Source organism: Paracoccus niistensis, assembly GCF_042432925.1.
GTDB classification, from domain to species: Bacteria; Pseudomonadota; Alphaproteobacteria; order Rhodobacterales; family Rhodobacteraceae; genus Paracoccus; species Paracoccus niistensis.
In genome coordinates this window covers 52778-75671 of record NZ_JBHLWE010000005.1, presented here as the reverse complement: position 1 = coordinate 75671, position 22894 = coordinate 52778, and the positions used below count along the sequence as shown (strand labels likewise).

General features: G+C 64.8%; 20 protein-coding genes. 12 read left to right on the top strand and 8 right to left on the bottom strand.

What is annotated here, in order from left to right:
* Positions 1–2 precede the first annotated feature (2 nt).
* The 4 genes from ACFFII_RS02010 (at position 3) to ACFFII_RS01995 (ending at position 5956) form a co-directional block, all read left to right on the top strand.
* Complete coding sequence (locus tag ACFFII_RS02010; protein ID WP_377697209.1) at positions 3–1361, top strand: MBL fold metallo-hydrolase RNA specificity domain-containing protein; 1359 nt, start codon at positions 3–5, stop codon at positions 1359–1361.
* Positions 1358–2887, top strand: coding sequence for a thymidine phosphorylase family protein (locus tag ACFFII_RS02005; RefSeq protein WP_377697208.1), 1530 nt, complete (start codon positions 1358–1360; stop codon positions 2885–2887). Before ACFFII_RS02010 ends, ACFFII_RS02005 begins: the two co-directional genes overlap by 4 nt.
* 110 nt (positions 2888–2997) lie before the next feature.
* Positions 2998–3555, top strand: coding sequence for a cation diffusion facilitator family transporter (locus ACFFII_RS02000; protein WP_377697207.1), 558 nt, complete (start codon positions 2998–3000; stop codon positions 3553–3555).
* Positions 3556–3673: 118 nt separating this feature from the next.
* Positions 3674–5956: a DUF3141 domain-containing protein gene (locus ACFFII_RS01995; protein ID WP_377697206.1), complete on the top strand. Its 2283-nt coding sequence runs from the start codon at positions 3674–3676 to the stop codon at positions 5954–5956.
* 152 nt (positions 5957–6108) lie between these two features.
* Here the strand turns inward: ACFFII_RS01995 and cueR are convergent, their stop codons facing one another.
* Positions 6109–6510 carry a Cu(I)-responsive transcriptional regulator gene (gene cueR, locus ACFFII_RS01990; protein WP_377697205.1) on the bottom strand — a complete coding sequence of 134 codons (402 nt, stop codon included), beginning with the start codon at positions 6508–6510 and terminating at the stop codon, positions 6109–6111.
* A 48-nt stretch (positions 6511–6558) separates the two neighbouring features.
* On the bottom strand, positions 6559–6762 hold the full coding sequence (locus ACFFII_RS01985; protein WP_377697235.1) for a hypothetical protein: 204 nt from the start codon (positions 6760–6762) through the stop codon (positions 6559–6561).
* On the opposite strand from ACFFII_RS01985, the gene ACFFII_RS01980 reads away from it, so the two are divergent.
* Entirely contained in the window at positions 6670–9132 is a 2463-nt protein-coding gene (locus ACFFII_RS01980; RefSeq protein ID WP_446686925.1) for a heavy metal translocating P-type ATPase, read from the top strand. The two genes, ACFFII_RS01985 and ACFFII_RS01980, sit on opposite strands and share 93 nt — an antisense overlap.
* A gap of 190 nt (positions 9133–9322) precedes the next feature.
* On the opposite strand, the gene ACFFII_RS01975 is transcribed toward ACFFII_RS01980, so the two are convergent.
* The 4 genes from ACFFII_RS01975 to ACFFII_RS01960 form a co-directional block, all read right to left on the bottom strand.
* Positions 9323–9679, bottom strand: coding sequence for a hypothetical protein (locus ACFFII_RS01975; RefSeq protein ID WP_377697204.1), 357 nt, complete (start codon positions 9677–9679; stop codon positions 9323–9325).
* A gap of 17 nt (positions 9680–9696) precedes the next feature.
* Positions 9697–12840 carry an efflux RND transporter permease subunit gene (locus tag ACFFII_RS01970; RefSeq protein ID WP_377697203.1) on the bottom strand — a complete coding sequence of 1048 codons (3144 nt, stop codon included), beginning with the start codon at positions 12838–12840 and terminating at the stop codon, positions 9697–9699.
* A 10-nt stretch (positions 12841–12850) separates the two neighbouring features.
* Entirely contained in the window at positions 12851–14503 is a 1653-nt protein-coding gene (locus ACFFII_RS01965) for an efflux RND transporter periplasmic adaptor subunit (protein WP_377697202.1), read from the bottom strand.
* Positions 14504–14601: 98 nt separating this feature from the next.
* Positions 14602–15024, bottom strand: a complete 423-nt coding sequence (locus ACFFII_RS01960; protein WP_377697201.1) for a hypothetical protein — start codon at positions 15022–15024, stop codon at positions 14602–14604.
* Between the two features lie 664 nt (positions 15025–15688).
* On the opposite strand from ACFFII_RS01960, the gene ACFFII_RS01955 reads away from it, so the two are divergent.
* From ACFFII_RS01955 to ACFFII_RS01935, 5 genes are all read left to right on the top strand, one after another.
* Positions 15689–15835, top strand: a complete 147-nt coding sequence (locus tag ACFFII_RS01955; RefSeq protein WP_377697200.1) for a hypothetical protein — start codon at positions 15689–15691, stop codon at positions 15833–15835.
* A 174-nt stretch (positions 15836–16009) separates the two neighbouring features.
* Entirely contained in the window at positions 16010–16723 is a 714-nt protein-coding gene (locus ACFFII_RS01950) for a cupredoxin domain-containing protein (protein ID WP_377697199.1), read from the top strand.
* Positions 16724–16736: 13 nt separating this feature from the next.
* Positions 16737–18395 (top strand): cbb3-type cytochrome c oxidase subunit I, encoded by a 1659-nt coding sequence (locus ACFFII_RS01945; RefSeq protein ID WP_377697198.1) that lies wholly within the window; start codon positions 16737–16739, stop codon positions 18393–18395.
* 14 nt (positions 18396–18409) lie between these two features.
* The gene (locus tag ACFFII_RS01940; protein ID WP_377697197.1) at positions 18410–18625 is read left to right on the top strand and encodes a hypothetical protein; all 216 of its coding nucleotides are present in this window, start codon (positions 18410–18412) and stop codon (positions 18623–18625) included.
* A gap of 300 nt (positions 18626–18925) precedes the next feature.
* Positions 18926–19405 (top strand): hypothetical protein, encoded by a 480-nt coding sequence (locus ACFFII_RS01935; protein ID WP_377697196.1) that lies wholly within the window; start codon positions 18926–18928, stop codon positions 19403–19405.
* 61 nt (positions 19406–19466) lie between these two features.
* Here ACFFII_RS01935 and ACFFII_RS01930 read toward each other — a convergent pair whose 3' ends face one another.
* Both ACFFII_RS01930 and ACFFII_RS01925 read right to left on the bottom strand, forming a co-directional pair.
* Entirely contained in the window at positions 19467–20663 is a 1197-nt protein-coding gene (locus tag ACFFII_RS01930; protein ID WP_377697195.1) for a hydroxyacid dehydrogenase, read from the bottom strand.
* A 39-nt stretch (positions 20664–20702) separates the two neighbouring features.
* Positions 20703–21047, bottom strand: coding sequence for an EF-hand domain-containing protein (locus ACFFII_RS01925; RefSeq protein ID WP_377697194.1), 345 nt, complete (start codon positions 21045–21047; stop codon positions 20703–20705).
* A gap of 711 nt (positions 21048–21758) precedes the next feature.
* On the opposite strand from ACFFII_RS01925, the gene ACFFII_RS01920 reads away from it, so the two are divergent.
* A complete protein-coding gene (locus tag ACFFII_RS01920; RefSeq protein WP_377697193.1) occupies positions 21759–22184 on the top strand; it encodes a hypothetical protein in 426 nt (141 codons plus the stop codon).
* A gap of 76 nt (positions 22185–22260) precedes the next feature.
* Positions 22261–22863 carry an RNA polymerase sigma factor gene (locus tag ACFFII_RS01915; RefSeq protein WP_377697192.1) on the top strand — a complete coding sequence of 201 codons (603 nt, stop codon included), beginning with the start codon at positions 22261–22263 and terminating at the stop codon, positions 22861–22863.
* Positions 22864–22894 lie beyond the last annotated feature (31 nt).

Here is a 22894-nt window from a genome sequence, read left to right as displayed (position 1 = left end):
TCATGCTGACGCTAACCTCTCTCGGCGGCGCAAGTACCGTCACCGGCTCCAAACACCTCCTCACCAACGGCGACAAGCGGCTCCTGATTGATTGCGGCCTCTTCCAAGGGCTCAAGAACCTGCGCGAGTTGAACTGGGCGCCGCTGGCAGTGCCGCCGTCCAGCATTGATACCGTGGTGCTCACCCATGCCCATCTTGACCATTCGGGCTATCTCCCGCGACTGGTGCGCGATGGATTCAAGGGTCGGATTTATGCCACTGCGGCGACGCGTGACGTGGCCGAGTTGATCCTCAAGGACAGCGGATTTCTCAACGAGAAGGATGCCGAATACGCCAATCGGAAGGGCTTCTCCAAGCATAAGCCGGCGCTCCCGCTTTACGGCGCGCGCGATGCGGAACGTGCAATGGAACTCTTCACCGTTGTGCCTTTCGACGAGGCATTCCAGCTTCCCGGTGGCGCAGTCCTGACGTTCCGCCGTGCCGGCCACATCCTCGGTGCGGCCAGCGCCGATATCGAATGGGGCGGCCGGCGCATCGTGTTTTCGGGCGATCTCGGGCGTTATGGCGATCCAGTACTGCCCGATCCGGCTCCCGTGGCCGACGCCGACTACATCGTCGTCGAATCAACCTACGGCAACCGCATTCACGACCCGGCCGACACGACCGAAGTGCTGGGAGAGGTTGTCGAGCGAACTGCCGGCCGCGGGGGCACCGTGGTCATCCCCGCCTTCGCCGTGGGTCGTGCGCAATCCATCCTTTATCATCTCTGGAAGCTTCGAGCGGCAGGCAGGCTCGCGGCGGTGCCGATCTATCTCGACAGCCCGATGGCAATCAACGCCACGGACCTGCTTCACGCGCACAGCGATGATCATCGCTTGACTCATGATGAATGCACGGCGGTCTGTGCAATCGCCACTTATACCCGCGACGTCGAAGCCTCCAAGGCGATTACTGCCAGCGTCTGGCCCAAAGTCGTGATCTCCGCCAGCGGCATGGCGACTGGGGGCCGCGTGCTTCATCACCTTAAATCCTTCGCGAGCGATCCGAAAAACACGATCCTGTTCTCAGGATTCCAGGCTGCCGGAACCCGGGGGCGCGCGATGGTTCAGGGCGCACAGGAGATCAAGATACACGGTCAATGGATACCAGTCAGGGCGGAGGTCGGCAATCTGTCGGTGCTCTCGGCTCATGCCGACAGCAACGAGTTGATGCGCTGGCTTCTGGAATTTCGGCGCGATCCGTCACGCGTGTTCATCGTTCACGGTGAGGACACGGCATCCGAGGCACTGCGGGTCCGGATCGACCGCGAACTCGGCTGGCATGCCACTGTGTCCCGCCAGGATCAGGTGTTCGATCTATGACTACGCTCCACTCTCCTCCCGGACCAGAGCAGGCGACGCTTCGTGTTCGGCGCCTTCGATTGCACACCCAGCACCAGCCGGTTGTCATCATGCGGACCGACTGTCACGTCTGCCGCGCAGAAGGGCTTTCCGCACGCTCACAGGTCCTCGTTTCGGGCGGCGGCCGGGAACTGCAGGCAACGCTCTTCCAGGTCGAGGGCAATGGGCAACTGGCCCTCGATGAAGTCGGGCTTTCCGAAACCGCCTGGGAGATGCTGGGTATCGCCGAGGGCGCAGAGGTACGCGTCACGCATGCACCCGCACTGGAGTCGCTGGCAAGCGTCCGCCGACGCATCTACGGCAACAGGCTCGACGCGGCGGCCTTCACCGGGATCGTGCAGGACGTAGTCGCCGGTCGCTACACGGATGTGCAGTTGGCTGCGTTCCTGACCGCGAGTGCGGCTTTGCCGCTCGATGAGAACGAGACAGCCTACCTTACCGGGGCAATGATCGGGGTCGGTGATCGCTTGCAATGGGATGCCTCTGTTGTCGTCGACAAACATTGTGTCGGCGGCCTCCCGGGGAACCGGACCACTCCGATCGTCGTGGCGATCATCGCAGCCAATGGGCTGGTGATGCCGAAAACATCATCACGAGCCATCACCTCGCCTGCAGGCACCGCCGACACGATGGAGACCCTCGCGCCGGTAGACCTCGACATCGCAGCCATGAGGCGCGTGGTCGAGGCCGAAGGAGGGTGCATCGTCTGGGGCGGAGCGGTTCATCTCAGTCCGGCTGACGACATCTTCGTACGCGTCGAACGCGAACTCGACGTCGATACGGAGGGCCAGCTCATTGCCTCCGTCCTCTCCAAGAAAATCGCCGCGGGAGCCACCCATGTCGTCATAGATATCCCGGTTGGCCCAAGCGCCAAGGTGCGCAGCGAAGGTGCGGCATTTCACCTTTCCACGCGGATCATGGCGATCGCCTCCCGGTTCGGCGTGAGTGCGAAATGCCTGCAAACCGATGGTTCGCAGCCGGTCGGTAGAGGCATCGGTCCCGCGCTCGAAGCGTTCGACGTGCTGGCCGTCCTGCAAAATGCGCCTGGCGCGCCGGACGATCTACGCCTGCGCGCCGCCATATTGGCCGGCGCAGCACTGGAGATCGGCGGGAAAGCCGAGACCGGGAAAGGTTTGGCGCTCGCGCTCGAAACGCTGGCTGACGGACGCGCCTGGAAGAAGTTCGAGGCAATCTGCGAGGCTCAGGGGGGAATGCGCATTCCACCCAGGGCGGTCCATGTCCATCCGCTGGAAGCACCACATGCCGGACGGGTTGTTCAGATCAACAACCGCAAGCTTTCCCGACTTGCCAAGCTTGCAGGAGCACCCGAAGCCAAGGCAGCCGGCATCCACATGAAGGTTGGCCTGGGGGATCAGGTGGACAGTGGACAGCCGCTTCTCCACCTCCACGCGGAGACGCCCGGCGAACTGGCATACGCGATCGATTACGCCGCGGAGGCCGCCCACATGATTGGGATTGAGGAGTAAGTTGGTCCCAAGCCAACATCGAGGCGTATCTCGCTCTAATCCGGCTGCCCAGTATGCACTCGACTTCGCGAAGCCGAGTCGGCTGCGTTGCGTAAAGCTGTGACGACCGCGTGGCATCGTCGGTCGATCCCGCGAGCGCATCTGAGAGGCAACATCATGCCGCGGCACACAGGCGAATTCTCGTCTGGCACATCATGCAGACCTTCGTCGGCAGCATTCTCATCATCGTCTCGGCATTGGTGATCCGCTTCACAGGCTTCCTCGCCATTGACCCGCTGCTCGGCATGGCCTTCGGAGTGGTTCTGCTCTGGGCCTCGTGGAGCATCCTGCGCGAAGCCTTGCACATCCTGCTGCAAGGAACGCCGGAGGACCTCGACCTGGAAGGTGCCATCGAGGCCCTCCGAGGACTGGAAGGCGTCACGGATGTGCATCACGTCTATGCCTGGAGCCTCACGTCGGGCCGCAACGTCTTCTCAAGCCACGTCTGCGTTCGGGACTGGCAGGAGGGCGAGCGGGTGCTGCGGCAGGCAAGTGACCTGCTGCGCGAGCACTTCAATGTCTATTTCTCGACGATCCAAGTCGAGGAATACTGCCTTTCCGGCGAGACAAGGGCCATCGATATCGACATCATGCGGTCATCGGGGCAGCAGGGCCACGGTGATCACTGACCGTGTGAGATCCTCGTTTTCAGTTTTTCCTTGACCTTCCAGCAACGGGAAGGCGCACGTTAGAAGGAATCATCAGGCGCGATAGCGCTGCAGTACATCTTGAACGTTCTCAAGAGGAATGAGCGAAATGCCCGCCAACACGACATTTGCGCCGTCGGTGTCACCTGCCATGTCCAATCCGGCTGTCGAGTACGCACTCGATTTCGCGCAGCGCAGCATCCTCTATGCCGACGTCATGCGCGAGCGTGGCAATCAGTACCTGGCGCACATGGCACAAGCCACACCTAACGTCCTGAACTTCGCGGTTGAGCCGGTCATGTCGGGCCGCGATCTGCCGCGGCCGGTGAACTATGGGCTCGTGCGGATCATTCCTCCGGAAGGCGTCGTGATCGACCCGTGCAAGCGGCCGTTCGTGGTGGTTGATCCTCGCGCCGGGCATGGGCCGGGAATCGGCGGCTTCAAGGCGGACAGCGAGGTCGGCGTCGCCCTGTGCGCCGGCCATGCCTGCTATTTCGTGGGCTTCCTGCCGGATCCGGTCCCGGGACAGACGGTTGAAGACGTGATGCGCGCCGAAGCCGCCTTCCTCGAGCGCGTGATCGCACTGCATCCGGAGAGTGAGGGCAGGCCCGTGGTTATCGGAAACTGCCAGGCGGGCTGGCAGATCCTGATGACTGCCGCGATGCGCCCCGAGCTATTCGGGCCGATCATCGTCGCCGGCGCGCCGTTGTCCTACTGGGCCGGCTGGAAGGGCAAGAACCCCATGCGTTACGCTGGCGGTCTGCTCGGCGGCAGTTGGCTGACGCAACTGACCAGCGATCTCGGCGCCGGCCGCTTCGACGGCGCCTGGCTGGTACAGAACTTCGAGAGCCTGAATCCGGCCAACACGATCTGGAGCAAGCAGCATGACGTCTTCTCGAAAGTCGACACGGAGCCCGAGCGCTATCTCGGTTTCGAAAAGTACTGGGGCGGGTACGTTTTCCTCGATGCCGTCGAGATTCAGTACCTTGTGGACAACCTGTTTGTCGGGAACCGGCTGTCGGCTGCTCAACTGGTGACCTCGGACGGGATCCGGATCGATCTGCGCAACGTCCGCTCGCCGATCCTGGTCTTCTGCTCGAAGGGCGACAACATCACGCCCCCGCCGCAGGCACTCGGCTGGATCACCGATCTCTATGCCGACGACGCGGACGTTCGAGCACATGACCAGACCATCATCTACTGCGTCCATGACAGCATCGGGCACCTCGGGATCTTCGTCTCGGGCAGCGTCGGCCGCAAGGAGCATCGGGAGTTCACCACGAACATCGACTTCCTCAGCGCGATGCCTTCCGGAATCTACGAGGCCGAGCTGCACGACAAGGGGCCAGACACGCTCAACCCCGACCTGGCCTTCGGTGATTACATGCTGGCGCTAAAGAAGCGCAGCCTGAACGACGTGCGCGAGATCGTGGCCCCCGACGAGGAAAGCGATCGCCGCTTCGCCACCGTGTCCCGGGTTTCGCAGGCCAACCTCAACCTCTATCGGACCTTCATGCAGCCCTGGGTCCGCGCCGTCACGACACCAGAAAGCGCCGATTTTCTTGCGCAGCTGCATCCGTTGCGGCTGTCTTACAGGATGATGTCGGATCTCAACCCCTGGTTGGCGTGGCTCGGACCGGTGGCCGAGCGTGTTCGGGAGAACCGGAAGCCGGCAGCGGAGGACAACCCGGTCCTCCAAGCGCAGGAAACAGTCTCGAACATGATCGAATACTCACTCGACCAGTGGCGGGTGATGCGCGACGCGATGTACGAGCGAACATTCGAGGCGATCTACGGCTCGCCCTGGCTTCAGGCCGTGGTGGGGCTCGATGCCGGCGAAGCCCCGCGGCAACATCCGGGCCATACGCCTAAGCATAGGGCATTCCAGGCTGCCGAGGCGGAGCGGTTGCAGAATGAAATTCCCGAAGGTGAAGCGCTGGAGGCCGGCATTCGAGCACTGCTCTATATAGGTGGCGATCGCGAGCAAGTGGACGAACGGAATTTCCACGTGATTTTCAACCTGCGCTGCGAGCGGTGTGCGGACGCGCGTTCCATGCCTCTGCCCGATTTCAAACGAGCCGTTCGCCGTCAGACCGAGATCATGCGGCTGGACCCCGCCGCTGCAATCACAGCGCTTCCGCAACTGCTCGCGCGGAGCGATTCATCGGCCATCACGGAAATGCGCAATGTGATCGAGCGGGTCATGACAGCTAGCGGTCCGCTTGATAAGGTCGAAATGGCGCGTCTGCACGAAATGCAGGGCGTATTCGACAAGAGCGCAAGCGCCAGTATGCGCCGCAACGGTGGCAAAACCCCCAATGCCTTCGGCACTACCCAGGATTCAGGTGCTCCCCGCAGCGAACAGGAGACGACCGTCTCCTGACGCTGGCTTGCGCGCCATCAGGGTCCGACCGCATGAGACAACAGGTCGATGTGGCCAATAGCTCGCACAACGTCCGGATCACTCCGGAGCCTGCATAACGGACGTGCTGCCAAGTCATTCAGGGCGGCAAGGCATTGACGGAAGTCGAACAGTCATAATGGAACGGCCTCGGGCTGACCCAGATCATCCAGAATCGGGCAGTCTGGCCGGTCATCGCCATGGCATTTGTTGACAAGGCGGCTCAACGTGACGTGCATCGCCTCCAGTTCGGCGATCTTGCGGGAAATCCGAGAAAGATGCTCCTCGGCAAGCAGTTTCACGTCTGCGCTCGCACGCTCGCGATCCTCGTAAAGAGCGAGCAGCGCCTTGCAATCCTCGATGGTGAAGCCGAGGGACCGGGAGCGCGCCAGAAACGTCAGCTTGTGGAGTTCGGTCGTATCGAACGCGCGGTAGCCGTTGCCGTCCCGTTTGGGACGAATGAGGCCGATGTCTTCGTAATAACGGATGGTCTTCGCAGGCAGGCCGCTCTGGCTCGCCACATCACCGATGTTCATCGCAACTCTTCCTTCATGGGTAAGCTAGGCTGAAGATAACGCTTCCAGTCACTGGAAGGTCAAGAGATGGTCGGAAAGCCACGAGACGGAAAACGCCAACTTGACCTTCCAGTAGATGGAAGGACCATAAAAAGCGCGGATTGATTCGGGAGACTTCAGATGGATGCGTCCGTTGCGACGACGAAGACAGTGCTGGTGCGGGATCCGGTCTGCGGCATGACAGTCGACCCAGCCGCCGGCAAGCCGCGCCATGAACACGACGGCCGCACCTACCATTTCTGCTCGGAAGGGTGTCGGGCGAAGTTTGTCGCGAAACCGAAGGCGTACATCGAGGCGACCGATCCGGTCTGCGGCATGAAGGTCGACCGCTCGGCAGCGAAGCACACCGCCTCTCACGCGGGCGAGACGCACTACTTTTGCTCGGACCGCTGCAAAAGCAAGTTCGAGGCCGCACCACAGGACTATCTTGGCGGCAAGCCCGCTGCGAAGCCGGCGCCGGCCGGGACCATCTACACCTGTCCGATGCACCCGCAGATCGAGCAGGTCGGTCCAGGATCGTGCCCGATCTGCGGCATGGCGCTGGAACCGAAGGGCGTCCCCGCAGCCGATGAGGGTCCCAATCCCGAGCTTGTCGATTTCACCCGCCGCTTCTGGGTGGGGACCGCGCTGACCCTTCCGCTGCTGGTCCTGACCATGGGGCCGCTGATCGGATTTGGTGGCCTGCGCGACATCTTCGGCGAGCGCACCACGCTGTGGGTCGAGATGATCCTCGGAACCCCCGTGGTCCTGTGGTGCGGCTGGCCCTTCCTGGTACGGGGCTGGCACTCGTTCCGCACCGGCAATCTGAACATGTTCAGCCTGATCTCCATGGGGGTGATCGCCGCCTGGATATTCAGCGTCCTGGCCGTGCTGGCGCCGCAGATCTTCCCCGACGGCTTCCGGGATGCCGAGGGCCACGTGGGGGTCTATTTCGAAGCGGCGGCGGTCATCGTCACGCTGGTTCTGCTGGGCCAGGTGATGGAGTTGCGCGCCCGCGAGGGTACGGGTCGCGCAATCCGGGCACTGCTGGACATGGCGGCAAAGACCGCGCGGGTGATCAGGCCGGACGGCACCGAGGAAGAAATCCCGCTCGAGCAGGTGCAGGTGGGTGACCGGTTGCGCGTGCGGCCCGGCGACAAGGTTCCCGTGGACGGCGTGGTTGTCGACGGCCGCTCGTCGGTGGACGAAAGCATGATCTCGGGCGAGCCGGTTCCGGTCGAGAAGGTATCCGGCGATCCGGTCACCGGCGCCACGATCAACGGCACCGGCTCTTTGGTGATCGAAGCCACGCGCGTTGGCGCCGATACCATGCTCAGCCAGATTGTCGAGATGGTCTCGAACGCGCAACGCTCGCGCGCGCCGATCCAGAAATACGCCGACCGGGTCTCGGGCCTGTTCGTGCCGGCGGTGATCGGGATCGCGGTCCTGTCCTTCATCGGCTGGGCGGTCTGGGGCCCCCAACCGTCACTTTCCTATGGCCTGGTGGCGGCGGTGGCGGTGCTGATCATCGCCTGCCCCTGTGCGCTTGGCCTTGCGACGCCCATGTCGATCATGACCGCGACCGGGCGGGGGGCCCAGGCCGGCGTGCTGATCAAGAATGCCGAGGCGCTGGAGCGTTTCGAGAAGGTCGACACCCTGATCGTGGACAAGACGGGAACGCTGACCGAGGGCAAGCCGCGGCTTGTCGCGGTGTTGCCCGAACCGGGGCATGACGAAAGCCAGATCTTGCGCCTTGCCGCCTCGCTCGAACGTGGCTCGGAACACCCGCTGGCCGAGGCGATCGTGCGCGGCGCCGAGGAGCGCGGCGTGGCGATGGTCGAGGCTGGCGATTTCGAGGCTGTAACGGGTCAGGGCGTGCGCGGCACGGTCGATGGCCGGCCGGTTGCGCTTGGCAACCTCCGGCTGCTGCGCGACATGGCGCTGGACGCAGGACCGCTGATCGCCGCAGCCGACGCGCGCCGCGATCAGGGCGAGACGGTGATGTTCGTGGTCATCGACGGCGCCGTCTCGGGCATGGTGTCGGTCGCCGATCCGGTCAAGGAAACGACACCTGCGGCGCTGAGATCGCTGCACGAGCTGGGCTTCCGGATCATCATGGCGACGGGCGACAACGAGCGCACGGCCCGCGCGGTGGCCGCACGCCTCGGTATCGACGAGATCCGCGCCGATGTTATGCCCGAGGACAAGGCGCGCATCATCCGGGAACTGCAGGCCGAAGGGTGCAAGGTCGCGATGGCCGGCGACGGGGTGAATGACGCCCCCGCGCTGGCGCAGGCCGATGTCGGCATCGCCATGGGCACCGGGGCCGACGTGGCAATCGAAAGCGCCGGCATCACGCTGGTCAAGGGCAATCTTGACGGCATTGTTCGCGCCCGTCGGCTCAGCCGGGCGACAATGCGCAACATCCGGCAGAACCTGTTCTTCGCCCTGGTCTATAATGCCGCTGGCGTGCCGGTCGCGGCAGGGCTGCTGTTCCCCTTCTTCGGCATCCTCATCAGTCCGATGTTCGCGGCCTTCGCAATGAGCGCGTCGTCGATCTCGGTGGTGCTGAACGCCCTCAGGCTCAGGGCGGTCAAGGTTTGAACCGGTCGCGCGGCACCTGCGCGTCCCTCTGCGGGAGCTTGCCGGCGATCCTTGCGGGACGGCGCCTCATCGAAAGCAGGTGCTGACGTCCCCACGGGGACGAAGCCTGCTGCGTGAAGGCATAATTTTCAGAAGGCAGGCGGCCTTGGGGCCAGCCTGCCTCCCCTGATTTTCCCCAAGGTGTCGCAGGTCAGAACTTTGCCTGAACGGTCTTGCCGTCGGCATCGGTCAGCTGGACGGCACCCTTCACGCCCTCGGGCACGGTCGACCCGGTGTCGCCCGACAGCACGCCTGCCGCCGCAGGCGTGAGGGGAGTCCGCACCGGCTTTCCGTCCAGCACCAGGATGGCGGTCCCGCTCATCGTCTCGGTCGCGACGGCGCTGTCGTCGTCCATCGTGACATGGACATCGACGCGGGTGCCGTTCGGCACGAGTTCGACGCGGTAAGGTCCGGCATCGACGCGCATGCCGCCATTGGGCCCCGGGCCGGCCTCATGGGCGAAGGCGCTGGTGGCGAAGAACAGCGAGAGAAGAGAGATACGCAGCATAGAAAGACCTCCTGGGTTCAGTATGAGGGAATCGCAGCGCCTTCGGGCGCTCCGGGTTGATTTGCCTGGCTGCGAGCGGCCGCGACCAGGTGTTCCAACGCGTTCCGGCCATACCGCAGGAACAGCACGGGCGTCAGGAAGGTGTCGAGCAAGGTTGACGAGATCAGCCCTCCGAAGATCGTGACCGCAACCGGGTTCAGGATTTCCTTTCCGGGCTCTCCGGCATGGATCATCAGCGGCACCAGCGCCACGCCGGCCGACAGCGCCGTCATCAGCACCGGCGTAAGGCGTTCCAGCGATCCGCGGATGACCAACTCGCGTCCGAAAGGCATGCCTTCATGCAGCGCGAGGTTGATGTAGTGGCTGATCTTCAGGATGCCGTTGCGGGCCGCGATGCCGGTCAGGGTGATGAAGCCGATCATCGAGGCGACCGACAGCGGCTGGCCGGCGATCCACAGCGCCGCGACGGACCCGATCAGGGCCAGCGGCACCGACCCCATGATGATGAGCGCGCAGACGGCCGACCGGTACCGGCTGTAGAGGATGGCGAACACCATGCCGAGCGACACGAGCGACAGAAGCCCGATGGTGCGGCTCGCCTCTTCCTGGGCCTGGAACGTACCCTCGAGCGTTGCCGAAAACCCCGTCGGCAGGTCAGCCTCGGCGATCACTGCGCGGATCCTTGCCACCACCTCGGCCATGTCCACCTTGCCGTCGGTGTTGCCCAGCACCACCAGCCGCCGCCGCCCGTTCTCGCGCAGGATCTGGTTGGGGCCGTCGGTTTCGCGCACTTCGGCAAGCTCGCGCACCGGCACCCATCCGGCGGGCGTCTCGATCAGCAGGTCACCGAGCGCCTGCGTGTTGCGGTGGTTCTCGGCAAGCCGCATCACGACATCATAGGTGCGCTGCCCGTCCACCAGCCTGGACACGACCCGGCCGTTGGACAGCTCCTCCAGGGCTTCGATGACGGCAGCGGGCTGGATGCCATGCAGGGCGGCCCGCTCGTAATCGACTCGGATCTCCAGCTGCGGGATGCGCACCTGCTTTTCGAGCTGGAGATCGACAAGGCCCGGAATGGACCCGATCCGGCTTCGCAGATCTTCGGCGACCGCGCGCAGCGTATCGAGGTCGTCGCCATAGACCTTCAGCGCAAGCTGGGCCCGGACGCCCGACAGCATGTGGTCCAGCCGGTGCGAGATCGGCTGGCCGACATTGACGGCGACGGGCAAGATCGACAGGCGCGCCCGGATATCGGCCACGATCTCGGTCTTGGGGCGTTCGCCAGGCTCCAGATCGACCTCGATCTCGGAGGAATGGACGCCTTCGGCGTGTTCGTCCAGTTCGGCCCGCCCGGTACGGCGGCCGACCGCGCGAACCTCGGGCACCTCCATGATAAGCTGTTCCGCGATCAGGCCGACGCGGTGCGACTCGGCAAGCGATATGCCCGGGTTGAACAGCATGGAAATGGTGAACGTGCCTTCGTTGAAGGGCGGCAGGAAGGCACGCGGCAGAGCGGTCGCGAACCATCCGGCCACAAGAACGGCGATCAGGGCGAAGGCCATCAGCGTGCGCTGCCACCGGAACGCCACCGCCAGCGCCGCCCGGTTGCCGCGTTTCAGCATCCGCACGAGCCAGCCTTCATGTTCGTCCAGCCGCTTCATTCCCGGCAGCAGATAGAAGGCCATCACCGGCGTCAGCGTGATCGACACGACAAGGCTGACGAGGATCGAGATGATGTAGGCCTGGCCCAGCGGGGCGAACAGCCGTCCTTCGATGCCCGACAGCGCGAACAGGGGCACGAACACAAGCACGATGATCATCGTCGCATAGACGATGCCCGACCGCACCTCCTGCGAGGCCGAAACCACCACCTCGAAGGTGGACCGCGGATTGCCCGCCTCGCGGTTCTCGCGCAGACGCCGGAAGATGTTTTCGACATCCACCACGGCATCGTCCACCAGCTCACCGATGGCGATAGCCAGGCCTCCGAGCGTCATGGTGTTGATGGATAGGCCCATCAGCTTGAAGACGATGGCCGTGGCCAGGATCGACACCGGGATGGCGGTCAACGAGATCAGCGTGGTGCGCACGTTCAGCAGGAAGGCGAACAGCACGATCGCAACCACGACGATCGCCTCGATCAGCACCGTCTGCACGTTCTTGACCGAGGTTTCGATGAAGTCGGCTTGCCGGAACAGCACCTGATCGGCACGCATCCCCTCGGGCAGGGTGGCGGTGATCTGCGTCAACTCCGCCTCGACCGCGCGGGTCAATGCGACCGTGTCCACATCGGGCTGCTTCTCGACAGACACGATCACTGCGGGCCGGCCCATGTAGCCCGCCTCGCCGCGCTTCAGTCGTGCGCCGTAGCTGACCTCGGCCACCTGATGCAGCAGCACGGGACGCAGGCCGTCGCTCTTGACTACGACCTTGCGCAGATCCTCAAGATTGAGCGTATTGCCGATGTTGCGGATCAAGAACTCTCGGGAATACTGGTCGGTGAACCCGCCGCCGGTGTTCCCCCCGAAGGCGGTGATCGCGGTTTCGACATCTTCCAGCGTCACGCCCAAGGCGCGCAGGGCGGCCGGGTTCGGCGCGACGCGGAACTGTCGCACCTCACCCCCGATCGGGATCACCTGCGCCACGCCGGGGATCGCCAGAAGGCGCGGCCGGACCAGGAAATCCGCAGCCTCGCGCAATTCCATGGGAGAGACGCCGTCGGGTGCCGTCATGGCGACCAGCATGATCTGTCCCATGATCGAACTGATCGGCCCCATCTGCGGGGTCACCCCTTCGGGCAACTGTTCGGCGACAAGGGTCAGGCGTTCCGCGATCTGCTGGCGATTGCGGTAGATGTCGGTCCCCCAGTCGAATTCGACATAGACGATCGACAGCCCGACACCGGAAACGGAACGCACGCGGTCCACGCCGGGAAGGCCGTTCATCTGCGTTTCCAGCGGATAGCTGACAAGCTGTTCGACCTCGGGCGGCGCCAGGCCCTCGGCCTCGGTCATGATGGTGACCGTGGGACGGTTGAGGTCGGGAAACACGTCGACCGGCAGACGCATCGCCACGAAGGTGCCATAGCCCACCAGAATGGCCGCCAGCACCAGCACCAGCATCCGGTTGCGAAGGGATTGCGTGACAAGAAACGTGAACATCTGACTAACCTCACCGCAACTGGTTCAGAAGTTCAGGACCCTGCGTCACCACCCGGTCGCCGGGCGCCACGCCCGCCACGATCAGCACGCGAGCCCCGTCGAGGGGCTCGGTGCGCACCGACCGGGATTCAAAGACCTCGGGATCGGTGTGGACATAGACGATATCTCCGCCGTTCGCTCCCCGGATCACCGCATCCCGCGGCACCGCGAGGCCGGTAGCCGAGGCGCTTGTCTCTGCCACCACGGTGACCATCTGGCCAAGGCGTATCCGCTCTCCGTTGTCCTCGATGGCGAAGTGCAGGGGCTGGGCCTGGCTGTTTTCGGAAAAGCCCGTGCCGACAAGGCGAAGTGGGATCAGACCGCCCTCCGCGTCGGCGATTGATGCCGTCTGGCCGATCGCCTCGCCGCCGTAGGACAAGGCCTCAATCCACAGGCGGGCGGGATCGATGATGTGGAACACGACCGTATTGCTCTCGGCGATCAGGCCTGGCGAGGCATTGGCAAGCGCCACGACCCCAGAGATCGGGGCGACCAGCTCCTCGGCGACAAGCTTCATCTCATCAAGTGCCGCGCGCCGCTCACGCAGGCCGGCCAGGGTGATTTCCGCCTCGTCAAGCTGGGTCGCGGACACCGCGCCGGACGCCCTGAGCTTGCGGAATCGTTCGACCTGCCGATCGCTGATCGCGATTTCCTGGTCCAGTTCGGCTTGCGTCTGGCGGATCGACGATTGGTCGATGGCCGCAAGCGATGGCTCGATAAAGGCAAGCACCTGGCCTGCCTCGACCTTGGCCCCAAGGGGCGGGAAGCCGCCGGGCGGCGCGGACAGACGGCCGCCGACCGCTGTCTGAACGAAGCCGCTGGCGTTGGGGTCGGCGATCACCCGGCCCGGCAGTTCCAGGCTGCGGCGATGTTCCTGCTCGGATGCGACCATGGTCCTGATCGCCAGGATCCTTTGGGCCGCCTTAGGGGCGAACACCCGGCCATCTGCAAGGCGCTGCGCCACATCGCGCACAACCGTGCCGCCCGTCGGGGCCGCCGTTTCGGCATGGGCGAAGGTGCTGCTCAGCGCCACCAGCAGGATCGCGGCCGTCACCCCGGCCGCGAGGCGCCGGCGGCGCATCAGGGCCATGACGAGCATGCCGGCGACAAACCCGATGCCCCCCATCGCGAGCATCGCCGGATCATTGCGGCGCAGGCGATCGCCGATTCCGGCAAAGACGGCCTTGGAGATTTCCTGCACGGAAGCCGCGCTCAGGAATCCACGCGCTCCGGGCTCTTCGGCAGGCGGCGTGGCCGCAGCGGGGATCCTGAGCGTCGCCGGCAGAAAGTCGATGTCTGCGCCCGCCGTGACCGTGAACAGCAGTTCGTGGTCGCCGGGCCTTGAAATCCAGGGCGCATCCAACCGGTATGATTCGGCGTCGATGCTGGCAACGGCCGGCCCTTCCGGCGTCTCGACCTCGATCGTGGCGCCCGAGACCGGCTCGTTCGTATCGAAGCGGTCCAGAGTGATCGTCAGGGCGTTGTCGGCAGCAACTGCAACAAGCTCGAACAGCGGGCTGGCCGCCGTCGCACGAGGTGCTGTCTGGATATTCGGCGGGGGCGGGGCGTCGCCGTGGGCGTGTCCCTCGTGTGCGGAAGCGCCCGAGAGAGACGCAAGAATCATCAGAGTCGCCAGTATGGGCGTTCGGAGTGGATGCATTGAAGACCTCGCAGACACAGCAAGACAGGCCGCGGCCCATGGGCGCGGCGTAGAACGTGCAGTCAGGCGGCGTGTCTCGGAGGTCGGAGCAATCCGTGCGGCGGTGTCTGATACACCACCATGACTGAAGCCGCCCGGTAAACGCCCGGCGGCTGGTCGGCAGGATCGAGATCATGCGCTGCAAGGTTGGTGACCAGACACCCCGACGACGTGCAGCACGTCATGCAGTCGGAGGCCGGGATTTTTTCGGCGCCCGAAGAGGTTGCCTGCGCCACCGAGCTTGTCTCGACGGTCTGCGCGACCGGCGCCGGCGATCCATGCAGGCCGTGCGCGCGTGCCTCGCCCGGGGAAATCACCAGCGCCAGCACCAAAGCCAGCGCAAAGCAGGCAAACAGACGACCGATCCCCACCCATGGGCCAAGGGTGCGGATCGGCTGCACCGTCCCGCCCGCTGAGCCCGCATGTGTCAAGACCGCTGCCGTCATGCTGACCTGGTTTGTCCTTCCCAAATCCTGCTCATGAGCGTGCTAGCACATCTTCCGCATCTCTTCGAGCCGGATTTTGCCGAAATTCCGGGCCGCCACCCCGACCCGACGCTCCGCATGGCCCATTTTCCCGCAGCCTTCGAGAAGAGGAAGCCGACAACCACAGCGCGAAGCCTCGTTCGGAAGGGGCAGTGGCGGCGGCCGGAAAGGGGGGGGTAAGCCAAATCTTTGCCAGGCTGATCCATCCGGTCCTGCCCGCCAGCGTCCTGCAGAAGCATTCCGCTACGAGCCGGTTCGTTGACCTGGGTCAATGACGGGCCGCCGAATCGGCGGCATAGCGCATCCTGCCACTGCTTCAAGGCAACGCTCCGGATCCCTGTTACGAAGCGAGACGATGACATTCTGGCGGGCTTCACACGAAGGCATGGCGGTCCTCGGCCGAGTGCTGGATCGTGTCCGCCTTCTCGCCTTGCTGGCCGTCTTGTCGGTTCTGTTCGCGCCCACTCTCGCCGCGTCCGCTGTTCCGATGTCCGGCGCGCAATCTCCCTGCCACGAAGCTGGCATAGACCTGCCGCTAGCGGCCGTCGCGGACGGCGAGGCGACAAGCTGCGGGGATCCTGCGGACAGCAGATGCAGTGCCGCCGCTTGCACCATGTCCGCCTGCATGGCGGTGCCTCTGCCCGCCTTGCCTGCCGTGCTGGGCCAGAATGACATCGTCCTGGCGGCAGGTTTCAGCAGCGGCGGCCAGGCTGCGGGGGGCATCGGCCCCATGCCGGACCTTCGCCCCCCCATCCGCGTCCTCGAGGCCTGAGCGCCGCCAACGGGCGTTGCGGCGCAGCGCCCGAGAACCCCGCGACGCCAACGCCCCGCTTGCCGCCCCGACCGCGGCGCAGGGCAAGTCGGCCGCGGTCATGCGAACACGCTAAAAGCCCGATGCGGTGCGCAACGACTGCACCTTCATCGGAAGCAACCGGAAAGACCTGACATGAGCAATTTATCACACCTAACCACCCGACGCGGCTTCGTGGCCGCCCTAGGGTTCGGCGGTGTCAGCCTTTACGGCCTGTGGGTCGGCTATGGCGCCGCCCCCGGACCGGCGGCCCTGTTCAGCCCTTCGGAAAGTGCCGATGATCAGCCTGCCGCGCACGGCGGCGGCGGGCACGGCGAAGGCGGCCACGGCGCTGGGGCCGCCGGCCCGGACGCGGATGCGTTCCGCGCCGAGGTCGAAAATTTTATCGCGCGTTTCGGTCAGGATGACGGCAGCGTTTATCCACGACACGAAGCAATGGCCGCGGTGGAAACGGCGGTTCCCGCCACGATCATGGCCGCGCACGCTCCTGACCCAGCGGCGGCGGGCCACGGCCACGATGACGGCCATGCCGGACAATCCGAAGCCACGGCGCCCGACGATCACGCGGAACCGCTCAGCATCCCGATGATCGCCGAACGCTGGTTCTACGAGCCGGCTCATCTGCGGCTGGATGCGGGAACGCCTTACCGGTTCCGCCTGATGGCCACCGATATTGCGCACGGCGCCTCGATCCAGTTCGGGCGTGGATCGCGGATGATCCGCCTGCGCCCGGGCACCGTGACGGAGGTCGATCTGACCTTCGAGAAGCCCGGCAGCTATCTGGTCTATTGCACCGTCTATTGCGGCACCGGGCACGACGCCATGCAGGCGCGCATCGATGTCGTCTGAGAGGGAAAGCATCATGTCACAAGCTCTCACCACGCGGTTCGCCGCACTGCCGCCGCGCGACCGCGCCCTGCTGCTGACGATCGCGGCAGTCGCGCTGGCCGCGCTGGGGCTGGGAATTCTCGGCGGCGTGCTGACCGCCCTGGCGCGCGCCGGCTTCATCGAAGCGGCGCCCGACTCCGGCTACCGCTTCCTGACGCTCCACGGCGTCAGCGTCTTCTTCTACTGGCTCTATCTGGCCCAGGTCGCGCTGCTTCTGGGCTTTGCGGCGATCGAGGACAGGGCCGGTCTGGCTTGGCGTAATAGCGCCGCGGCCGGGGGGCTTCTGATGCTGCTGGGCTTCGGCTTCAGCCTGACCGGCGCCTATATGGGCACGCCGCCGCTTTATGACGGCGCGCCCGCGCTGCTGGGAGAGGAACCGGGCACGCTTCTGGTGTTCAATCTCGGCTATATCCTGCTGGGGTTCGGCCTGATGCTGGCCCCGGCGGCGGCGGTCGCGACCCTCCTGCGCTCCCTCCGGAAAGGTGGACGCGACCGGTTGAGCGCGGTCGGCTTCGCCCTGCTGGCCTGGGCGGGGTTCCTGATGGTGACAGGCTTCGCGGCGCTGCACGCCTTCCTGCCCGGTGCGTTCTGGGTCTTGGGCATCGGGGCATTCCCCGCCGCGCAGGCGACCAACTGGCACATCCTGTTCCACAACCTGCACTATCTGCCGCTGATGGCCACCGTGCTGATGTGGTACGTGCTGATGCAAGCCCTGACCGGGGTGCAGTCGGTGTTCGGGGCCCGGTTCTCGAAGATCGTCTTCGCCATGTATCTGGTCTTCGTGCCGCCGACGTCGCTTTATCACATGTTCCTTGAACCCGGCCTGCCCGAGGCGGTGAAGGTGACGGGCTCGCTCTTGTCGCTGTTCGTATCGGTGCCGACGCTGACCGCGTTCCTGATCATCGTCGCCTCGCTCGAGGTCCACGCCCGGTCCAAGGGCGCGCGGGGACTTTTCGGCTGGATCAGGATGCTGCCCTGGCGGCAGCCAGCGATGGCGGCTGCAGGCGTCGCGGTGATCAGCATGGCCTTCGGGATCGTGCTGGCCTTCGTCCTGATCCAGGAAAAGCTGGCGCCTCTGTTGTCGGATACGTTCTTCGTTCCGGGCTATTTCCACTTTTTCACCGTCGGCACCGTCAGCATGACCTTGCTGGCCGCCTTCTCGGTGATGCTGCCCGCGCTCAGCGGAAGGGCACTGGCGCGGCCGGGCCTGATGCGGCTGATGCCCTGGCTGGCGCTGGCCGGGCTCATGCTCTTTGGCGGCGCGGGCGTGGCCGCGGGCTATCTCGGCGTGCCGCGGCGGGTGATCGAAGTGAGCTACGGCGGCGAGGCCCCGGTGCTGTGGCAGACGCTGATGGCCATCATGGGCGTGGGGGGCAGCCTGATGGCACTGGCGCTTCTGGTGTTCACGGCCGGCGTTGCCGCGGCCATCGTGCCGAAGCGTGGCGCAACCGCGCCGCAGCTGGCACTGCCGGTGCCTGAATGGGGAGCGGTGCCGCTGCGCGCAGGGGTGGCCGCTTGGACGGGGCCCGTCGCGATGCTGGTGATCGTGCTGGCCATGTATGGCTTCACGACACTGGGTTTCGAACTGATGCAGAGCCTGCCCGTGACCGCCGTCGGCGGGTCCGGGCATTGAAAGGAGAAAAGGCGATGAACGAAGACATCTGGCTTGTTGTAGGCGTGGCGATGGTCTGGGCACTGCTGGCGCTGGTCTATGCTCTGGCACCCTGGGGCGACATGATCGGCTACGCCCGCGTCTGGGGCTTCGGCGCGATGCTGTTCTTGGGCCTTGCCGTCCTGCTGCGGCGATCCGTCCGCTTTGCCCGGGGAACCGAAGTGGCCGCTAATAGCGACTGGCGTCCCTAATGTTCGGACGAACCGCCCGCAGGCCGTTCTGGTGAAGGGCTGCGGGTGAAGAATTGTCCTCGTCTGCTGGCTCATGTGACCGGCGGACGAGGCAATCGGGCGAGGTGGTAGGCCGCCACGACAACGGGACAGACGGCCTGCCACCTCGCTACGACGGTTCCGGCCAGCCGGAGTTCTGAATTTCAAGGGATGACATTGGCCTCAGCCACGGCCCGCGAGTTTGTAGCAAGGGCTGCTCGTGCCCAGGACGCAGGGCATGAGGAGGCGGCAGCGGAGGCCCGGCGCAGGAGAACCGAGGAGATGAATGAGAATCGATCAAACCAAGGAGGCTTCACAGCAAGAGCGATTGGCCTCGGGCTGCTGAGCGGCTGCGCCGCCTTCCAAGTGGGGATGGGGATCTATTTCATTGCATTGCGACCAACTCTTCTCCCGGAAGATGAGCGCTTCATTGGCGGCTCGCTGGCCGAGCTCTCCAGCGCCGCGCCGGAACTCGCCATCTGGCTCAACCGCGTGTTCGTTGTCTTGGGGGGACACGCGGTGGCAACCGGGCTGCTGGCTTTCCTGGCGGTCCACCTCGTCTCTCGTAGGGGCCGACCTTCGAGGGTAGCCTTGCTGCTTCTCGCGGGCGCCGGACTGTTCTCGACCGTTCTCATGAGCCGGATCAATTTCGCGATCGCGTCGGACTTCCGCTGGGTGCTTCTTGTCCCCGCGCTCGCCTGGATTGCCGGCGTGATCACCCTCGGCCTCCGAGCCTTTTCACTCCGGCCTGGTCAAGAATGAAAGCGAACGGTAAAACGCCGTGTCACATTCCGGGTGAAGCATGGTGCTTCCTGGCGAGCGCTTAACCATCAGGTATGATGATATCGCCTGGCAGACCGGCGCCTGCCCTTTCTCGATCCTCCTGCTCCAGCACCAGCGACAGAGCGCGATCCGTGCCTGATCCGGCGCTCCCCTGCGGCGGGGCAATCACGTTCTGCGGCTGCCCACAGGCAAAGGCTTCGATGTTGGCCAGTGTGGTGTCAATTATGCGACGGACGGCGCTTTCGGTATTGTAGGCGATATGCGGTGTCACGATCACGTTCGGAAAGCGCAGGAGCACGTGGTTCGCGACAAGGGCCTTGAGGTCATATCCTTCAGACCAGGCACCCCGAAAGATCTGCGCTTCCTCACGGATCAGCGGTTCCTGCGGCAATACATCGAGCCCTGCGGCGCGGAGTCGCCCGTCAGCCAACGCCCGAACCAGAGCCGGAACGTCGACGATATTGCCACGGGCGGTGTTGATCAGTACTGTGCCCGGCTGCATCAGTGCGAATTCACGGTTGCCGATCAGGCCGGCCGTGGTGGGCGTGGCCGGCACATGCAGCGTCAGCACATCCGCCGCCGTCAGAACCGCGTCGAGATCATCGTAGCGAAATCCGAGTCGCGTCGCCGCCTCGGCATCGGGGCTCAGGTCGTGGGCCAGAACGTTCATGCCGAAGCCGCCGGCGATCTCGATCACCTTCAGACCGATCCGCCCGGTGCCAATGACGCCAAGCACCTTGCCGCGCAGCTCGAACCCGCGCAGCCCGGACTGGGAGAAACTCCCACGGCGGGTCCCGTCGACCGCCTCGATCAGGTTGCGTGCTACGGCAAGCAGCAGGGCAAAGGCATGCTCGGCCACGGTCGCATCACCGTAATCGGGTACGTTGACGATCGTCACGCCATGCGCGGCGCACCAATCGCGGTCAATATGATCGTAGCCGGTCGAGCGGGTGGCGATCAGCCTCAGATCGGGAAACTTCGCCAGCACGTCACTGCCAAGCCGCGAATTCACGAAGGTGCTGACGATCTCCGCGTCGCCGGGCGTCTCGGCGCCGCCTGCGTCGAGGGCTTCGGCGGTGCAACTCACAACATGCGCCGGCTGCAGCTGCTGGCAGGCCCGCCGCTCCCATTCCTCGGCCTCAAAAATGGTAATCTTCATTCGCTGCTCCAGGAACGCGCCCCATTGAACAGTCGGGGCTGCAATCACGCCGAGGGAGAGAAGGCCCTGCTGCTTCATGCCGCCGGGCCCTCGACCGCCCTCGTAGGACGGGGATGGCTACCGAGCCTGCGGAGCCGCCGTCGCGCCGCCCTGCATGAAGCCTTGGATCTCCTCCATGGTTACCTGACCGTTGCCATCGCCGTCGGCCATGTTGAACATTCGCGCGTGCACGGCCTGGACCTCTTCGAGCGACAATGCCCCGTCGTTGTTCGTGTCCGCCAGCGCCACCATCATCTTGAGCATCATGGCATGGCTCATGCCGCCTCGGCCCATCATGCCACCCGGCTGCCCGCTGCCGTCTGCCATCATTCCGGACTGGTCCTGGTCGTGCTGCCCGGCATTGGCGCCAACGGCTGCGAGTGCGAAACTCGAGGCAACGAGAATTGCGAGGGATCTCTTCATCGTGGTTCTCCATTCCTGTTCTTGGCCCAGAGGCTCCGGGCCGGAGCTCGAGCTCATGCAAGCAGCCGGCCGGCTTGGCCCTCTGTTTGGGCCGCAACCGTTTCGGTCTTTCTGATAGACGCAAACGGTCATCGCTTCTTACACTCCCATAGAGGGCTCAAGCCCCTCGATCGAGGCGGCGGGGAAGGGGGGAATGGGAACCTGCCCTGCGGCGGCACTCACGAAGTGCAGTGCGGAACGAAGCTGATCGGCATGCCACTGCCGCCGGCAGGCGCAAGATGACGAACAGGCGCAGAGTCGAGAGCAAGGGCGGCAGTTCAGTTACAATCATAAGGCTGCCGGCTGGTCAGCCCTTGTGCCTCTCAGGCTCCACTCGACCGGGCTTTCCACCCGAGCGCAGCGGCCAATGGGAGAAACGCGACATCACACCTGCTACTGCCGATGCACGCCGCGCCCCGCGTTGCGCGGCGGGGCGCCACACAGGGTGTTCAGCCACGGCTGCAATGACGCTTGGGCTGGCCCAAGGGCGCTCCGTCGAGGATGCCTTCGCCTACGGAATGGCGGCAGGCGCCGCGGCGGTACTTTCAGCCGGGACAGGGCTCTGCCAACGGGAGGATGTCGAGCGCCTGTACAAAGAGATCCAAGAGTACGGATAGGGCGGGCAGGACTTGCGTCTCGAGACCGGCGGCAGGCTTGCAGCTTTGCGGCTATTTGATCAAAATCAATGTGTGCCGCCCGCCGCTGGTGCTTCATGGTAATGCCATGTCGATGCGCGCGAGCCTTGGACAGAGATCAAACTGCAGCCGGCCTGCAAGGGCGTGGGGCTGGGTCGTTCTGCTCTGTCTGCTGGTCGTCATCGGCGGTGTGTCCGATCTTCAGCACGATACGTCCACCCACGCGCAGTCGATGCAGGTGGTGGAGGTTGCGCAGTCCGTAGATGACCGGAGTGATACCGATGCGGGGCAGCTCGCATCCTGCCACGCAAATGGCGCATGCGTCTATCTTGCCGAGCCTGCTCCGGCGTTGCCCGCACCCTTCAAGCAATCCGGTGAGCGGCAAATCGAACCTACGCTGCCCGAAACATCGCAATCAATCGGCGGCATCTTCCGCCCGCCTCGTCTCCCAGCGAACGCCTGAGCGGTGATCTTCGGCGCGTCCCCGCGCCGGCGGCACCACCGGACTTATCGATTCCATGCGCTTGGAGCCACCTACGATGTCTATACTCTTCCGTCACCCACCCCACCCGAAGAACCTGGCCGCCCGCGATAGCGCGGTCGAACGTCAACTCATCCAATGCCGGAGCGAGTTCCTCCGCTATTTTCGCCGTCGCCTTGCGTGTCCCGAGGACGCCGAGGATGCGGTGCAGGAGTTCTCGCTCAAGGTAATCCGTGCGGCGAATACCTTGCAGAACGACGAGAACATCGGCGCCTGGTTCGGCCGCATCCTGCGCAATACGCTGACCGATCAATATCGTCGCCGCGCCACGCGACAGCGGGCCGAGGCGGGCTACGCGCTCGAACCGAAGGAGGCGGCCGTCGATCCGGAGCCGGTCGCGACACCCTGCACTTGCGTCCACGACGTCCTGCCGGCGCTGAAGCCGGACTACGCCGAGATCATTCGCCGCGCCGATCTCGACGAAGTGCCGCGTGAGCGGATCGCGGCCGACCTGGGCGTGACGGCCAACAATGTCGGCGTGCGCCTGCATCGCGCCCGACGGGCGCTGAAGACGGAGCTGGAGGAGCGGTGCGCGGGGTGCTGCGACGACGGCTTCCAGAGCTGCGACTGTGCAGGCACGGGCAGGTCGCGGCGGGTGTAAGAATGCCGCCGCCGGCGCGTCTGATGAGGCG

What these genes read in the sequence shown, in the direction of transcription:
- cueR (WP_377697205.1), bottom strand. Translation starts at nt 6,510, where the DNA reads ATGAACATCGGTGATGTGGCGAGCCAGAGCGGCCTGCCTGCGAAGACC.
- ACFFII_RS01950 (WP_377697199.1), top strand. Translation starts at nt 16,010, where the DNA reads ATGAGCAATTTATCACACCTAACCACCCGACGCGGCTTCGTGGCCGCC.
- ACFFII_RS01980 (WP_446686925.1), top strand. Translation starts at nt 6,670, where the DNA reads ATGGATGCGTCCGTTGCGACGACGAAGACAGTGCTGGTGCGGGATCCG.
- ACFFII_RS01940 (WP_377697197.1), top strand. Translation starts at nt 18,410, where the DNA reads ATGAACGAAGACATCTGGCTTGTTGTAGGCGTGGCGATGGTCTGGGCA.
- ACFFII_RS01955 (WP_377697200.1), top strand. Translation starts at nt 15,689, where the DNA reads ATGGCGGTGCCTCTGCCCGCCTTGCCTGCCGTGCTGGGCCAGAATGAC.
- ACFFII_RS01970 (WP_377697203.1), bottom strand. Translation starts at nt 12,840, where the DNA reads ATGTTCACGTTTCTTGTCACGCAATCCCTTCGCAACCGGATGCTGGTG.
- ACFFII_RS01915 (WP_377697192.1), top strand. Translation starts at nt 22,261, where the DNA reads ATGTCTATACTCTTCCGTCACCCACCCCACCCGAAGAACCTGGCCGCC.
- ACFFII_RS02005 (WP_377697208.1), top strand. Translation starts at nt 1,358, where the DNA reads ATGACTACGCTCCACTCTCCTCCCGGACCAGAGCAGGCGACGCTTCGT.
- ACFFII_RS01985 (WP_377697235.1), bottom strand. Translation starts at nt 6,762, where the DNA reads ATGGCGCGGCTTGCCGGCGGCTGGGTCGACTGTCATGCCGCAGACCGG.
- ACFFII_RS01925 (WP_377697194.1), bottom strand. Translation starts at nt 21,047, where the DNA reads ATGAAGAGATCCCTCGCAATTCTCGTTGCCTCGAGTTTCGCACTCGCA.
- ACFFII_RS01960 (WP_377697201.1), bottom strand. Translation starts at nt 15,024, where the DNA reads ATGACGGCAGCGGTCTTGACACATGCGGGCTCAGCGGGCGGGACGGTG.
- ACFFII_RS01930 (WP_377697195.1), bottom strand. Translation starts at nt 20,663, where the DNA reads ATGAAGCAGCAGGGCCTTCTCTCCCTCGGCGTGATTGCAGCCCCGACT.
- ACFFII_RS01935 (WP_377697196.1), top strand. Translation starts at nt 18,926, where the DNA reads ATGAATGAGAATCGATCAAACCAAGGAGGCTTCACAGCAAGAGCGATT.
- ACFFII_RS01995 (WP_377697206.1), top strand. Translation starts at nt 3,674, where the DNA reads ATGAGCGAAATGCCCGCCAACACGACATTTGCGCCGTCGGTGTCACCT.
- ACFFII_RS01945 (WP_377697198.1), top strand. Translation starts at nt 16,737, where the DNA reads ATGTCACAAGCTCTCACCACGCGGTTCGCCGCACTGCCGCCGCGCGAC.
- ACFFII_RS02010 (WP_377697209.1), top strand. Translation starts at nt 3, where the DNA reads ATGCTGACGCTAACCTCTCTCGGCGGCGCAAGTACCGTCACCGGCTCC.
- ACFFII_RS01965 (WP_377697202.1), bottom strand. Translation starts at nt 14,503, where the DNA reads ATGATTCTTGCGTCTCTCTCGGGCGCTTCCGCACACGAGGGACACGCC.
- ACFFII_RS01975 (WP_377697204.1), bottom strand. Translation starts at nt 9,679, where the DNA reads ATGCTGCGTATCTCTCTTCTCTCGCTGTTCTTCGCCACCAGCGCCTTC.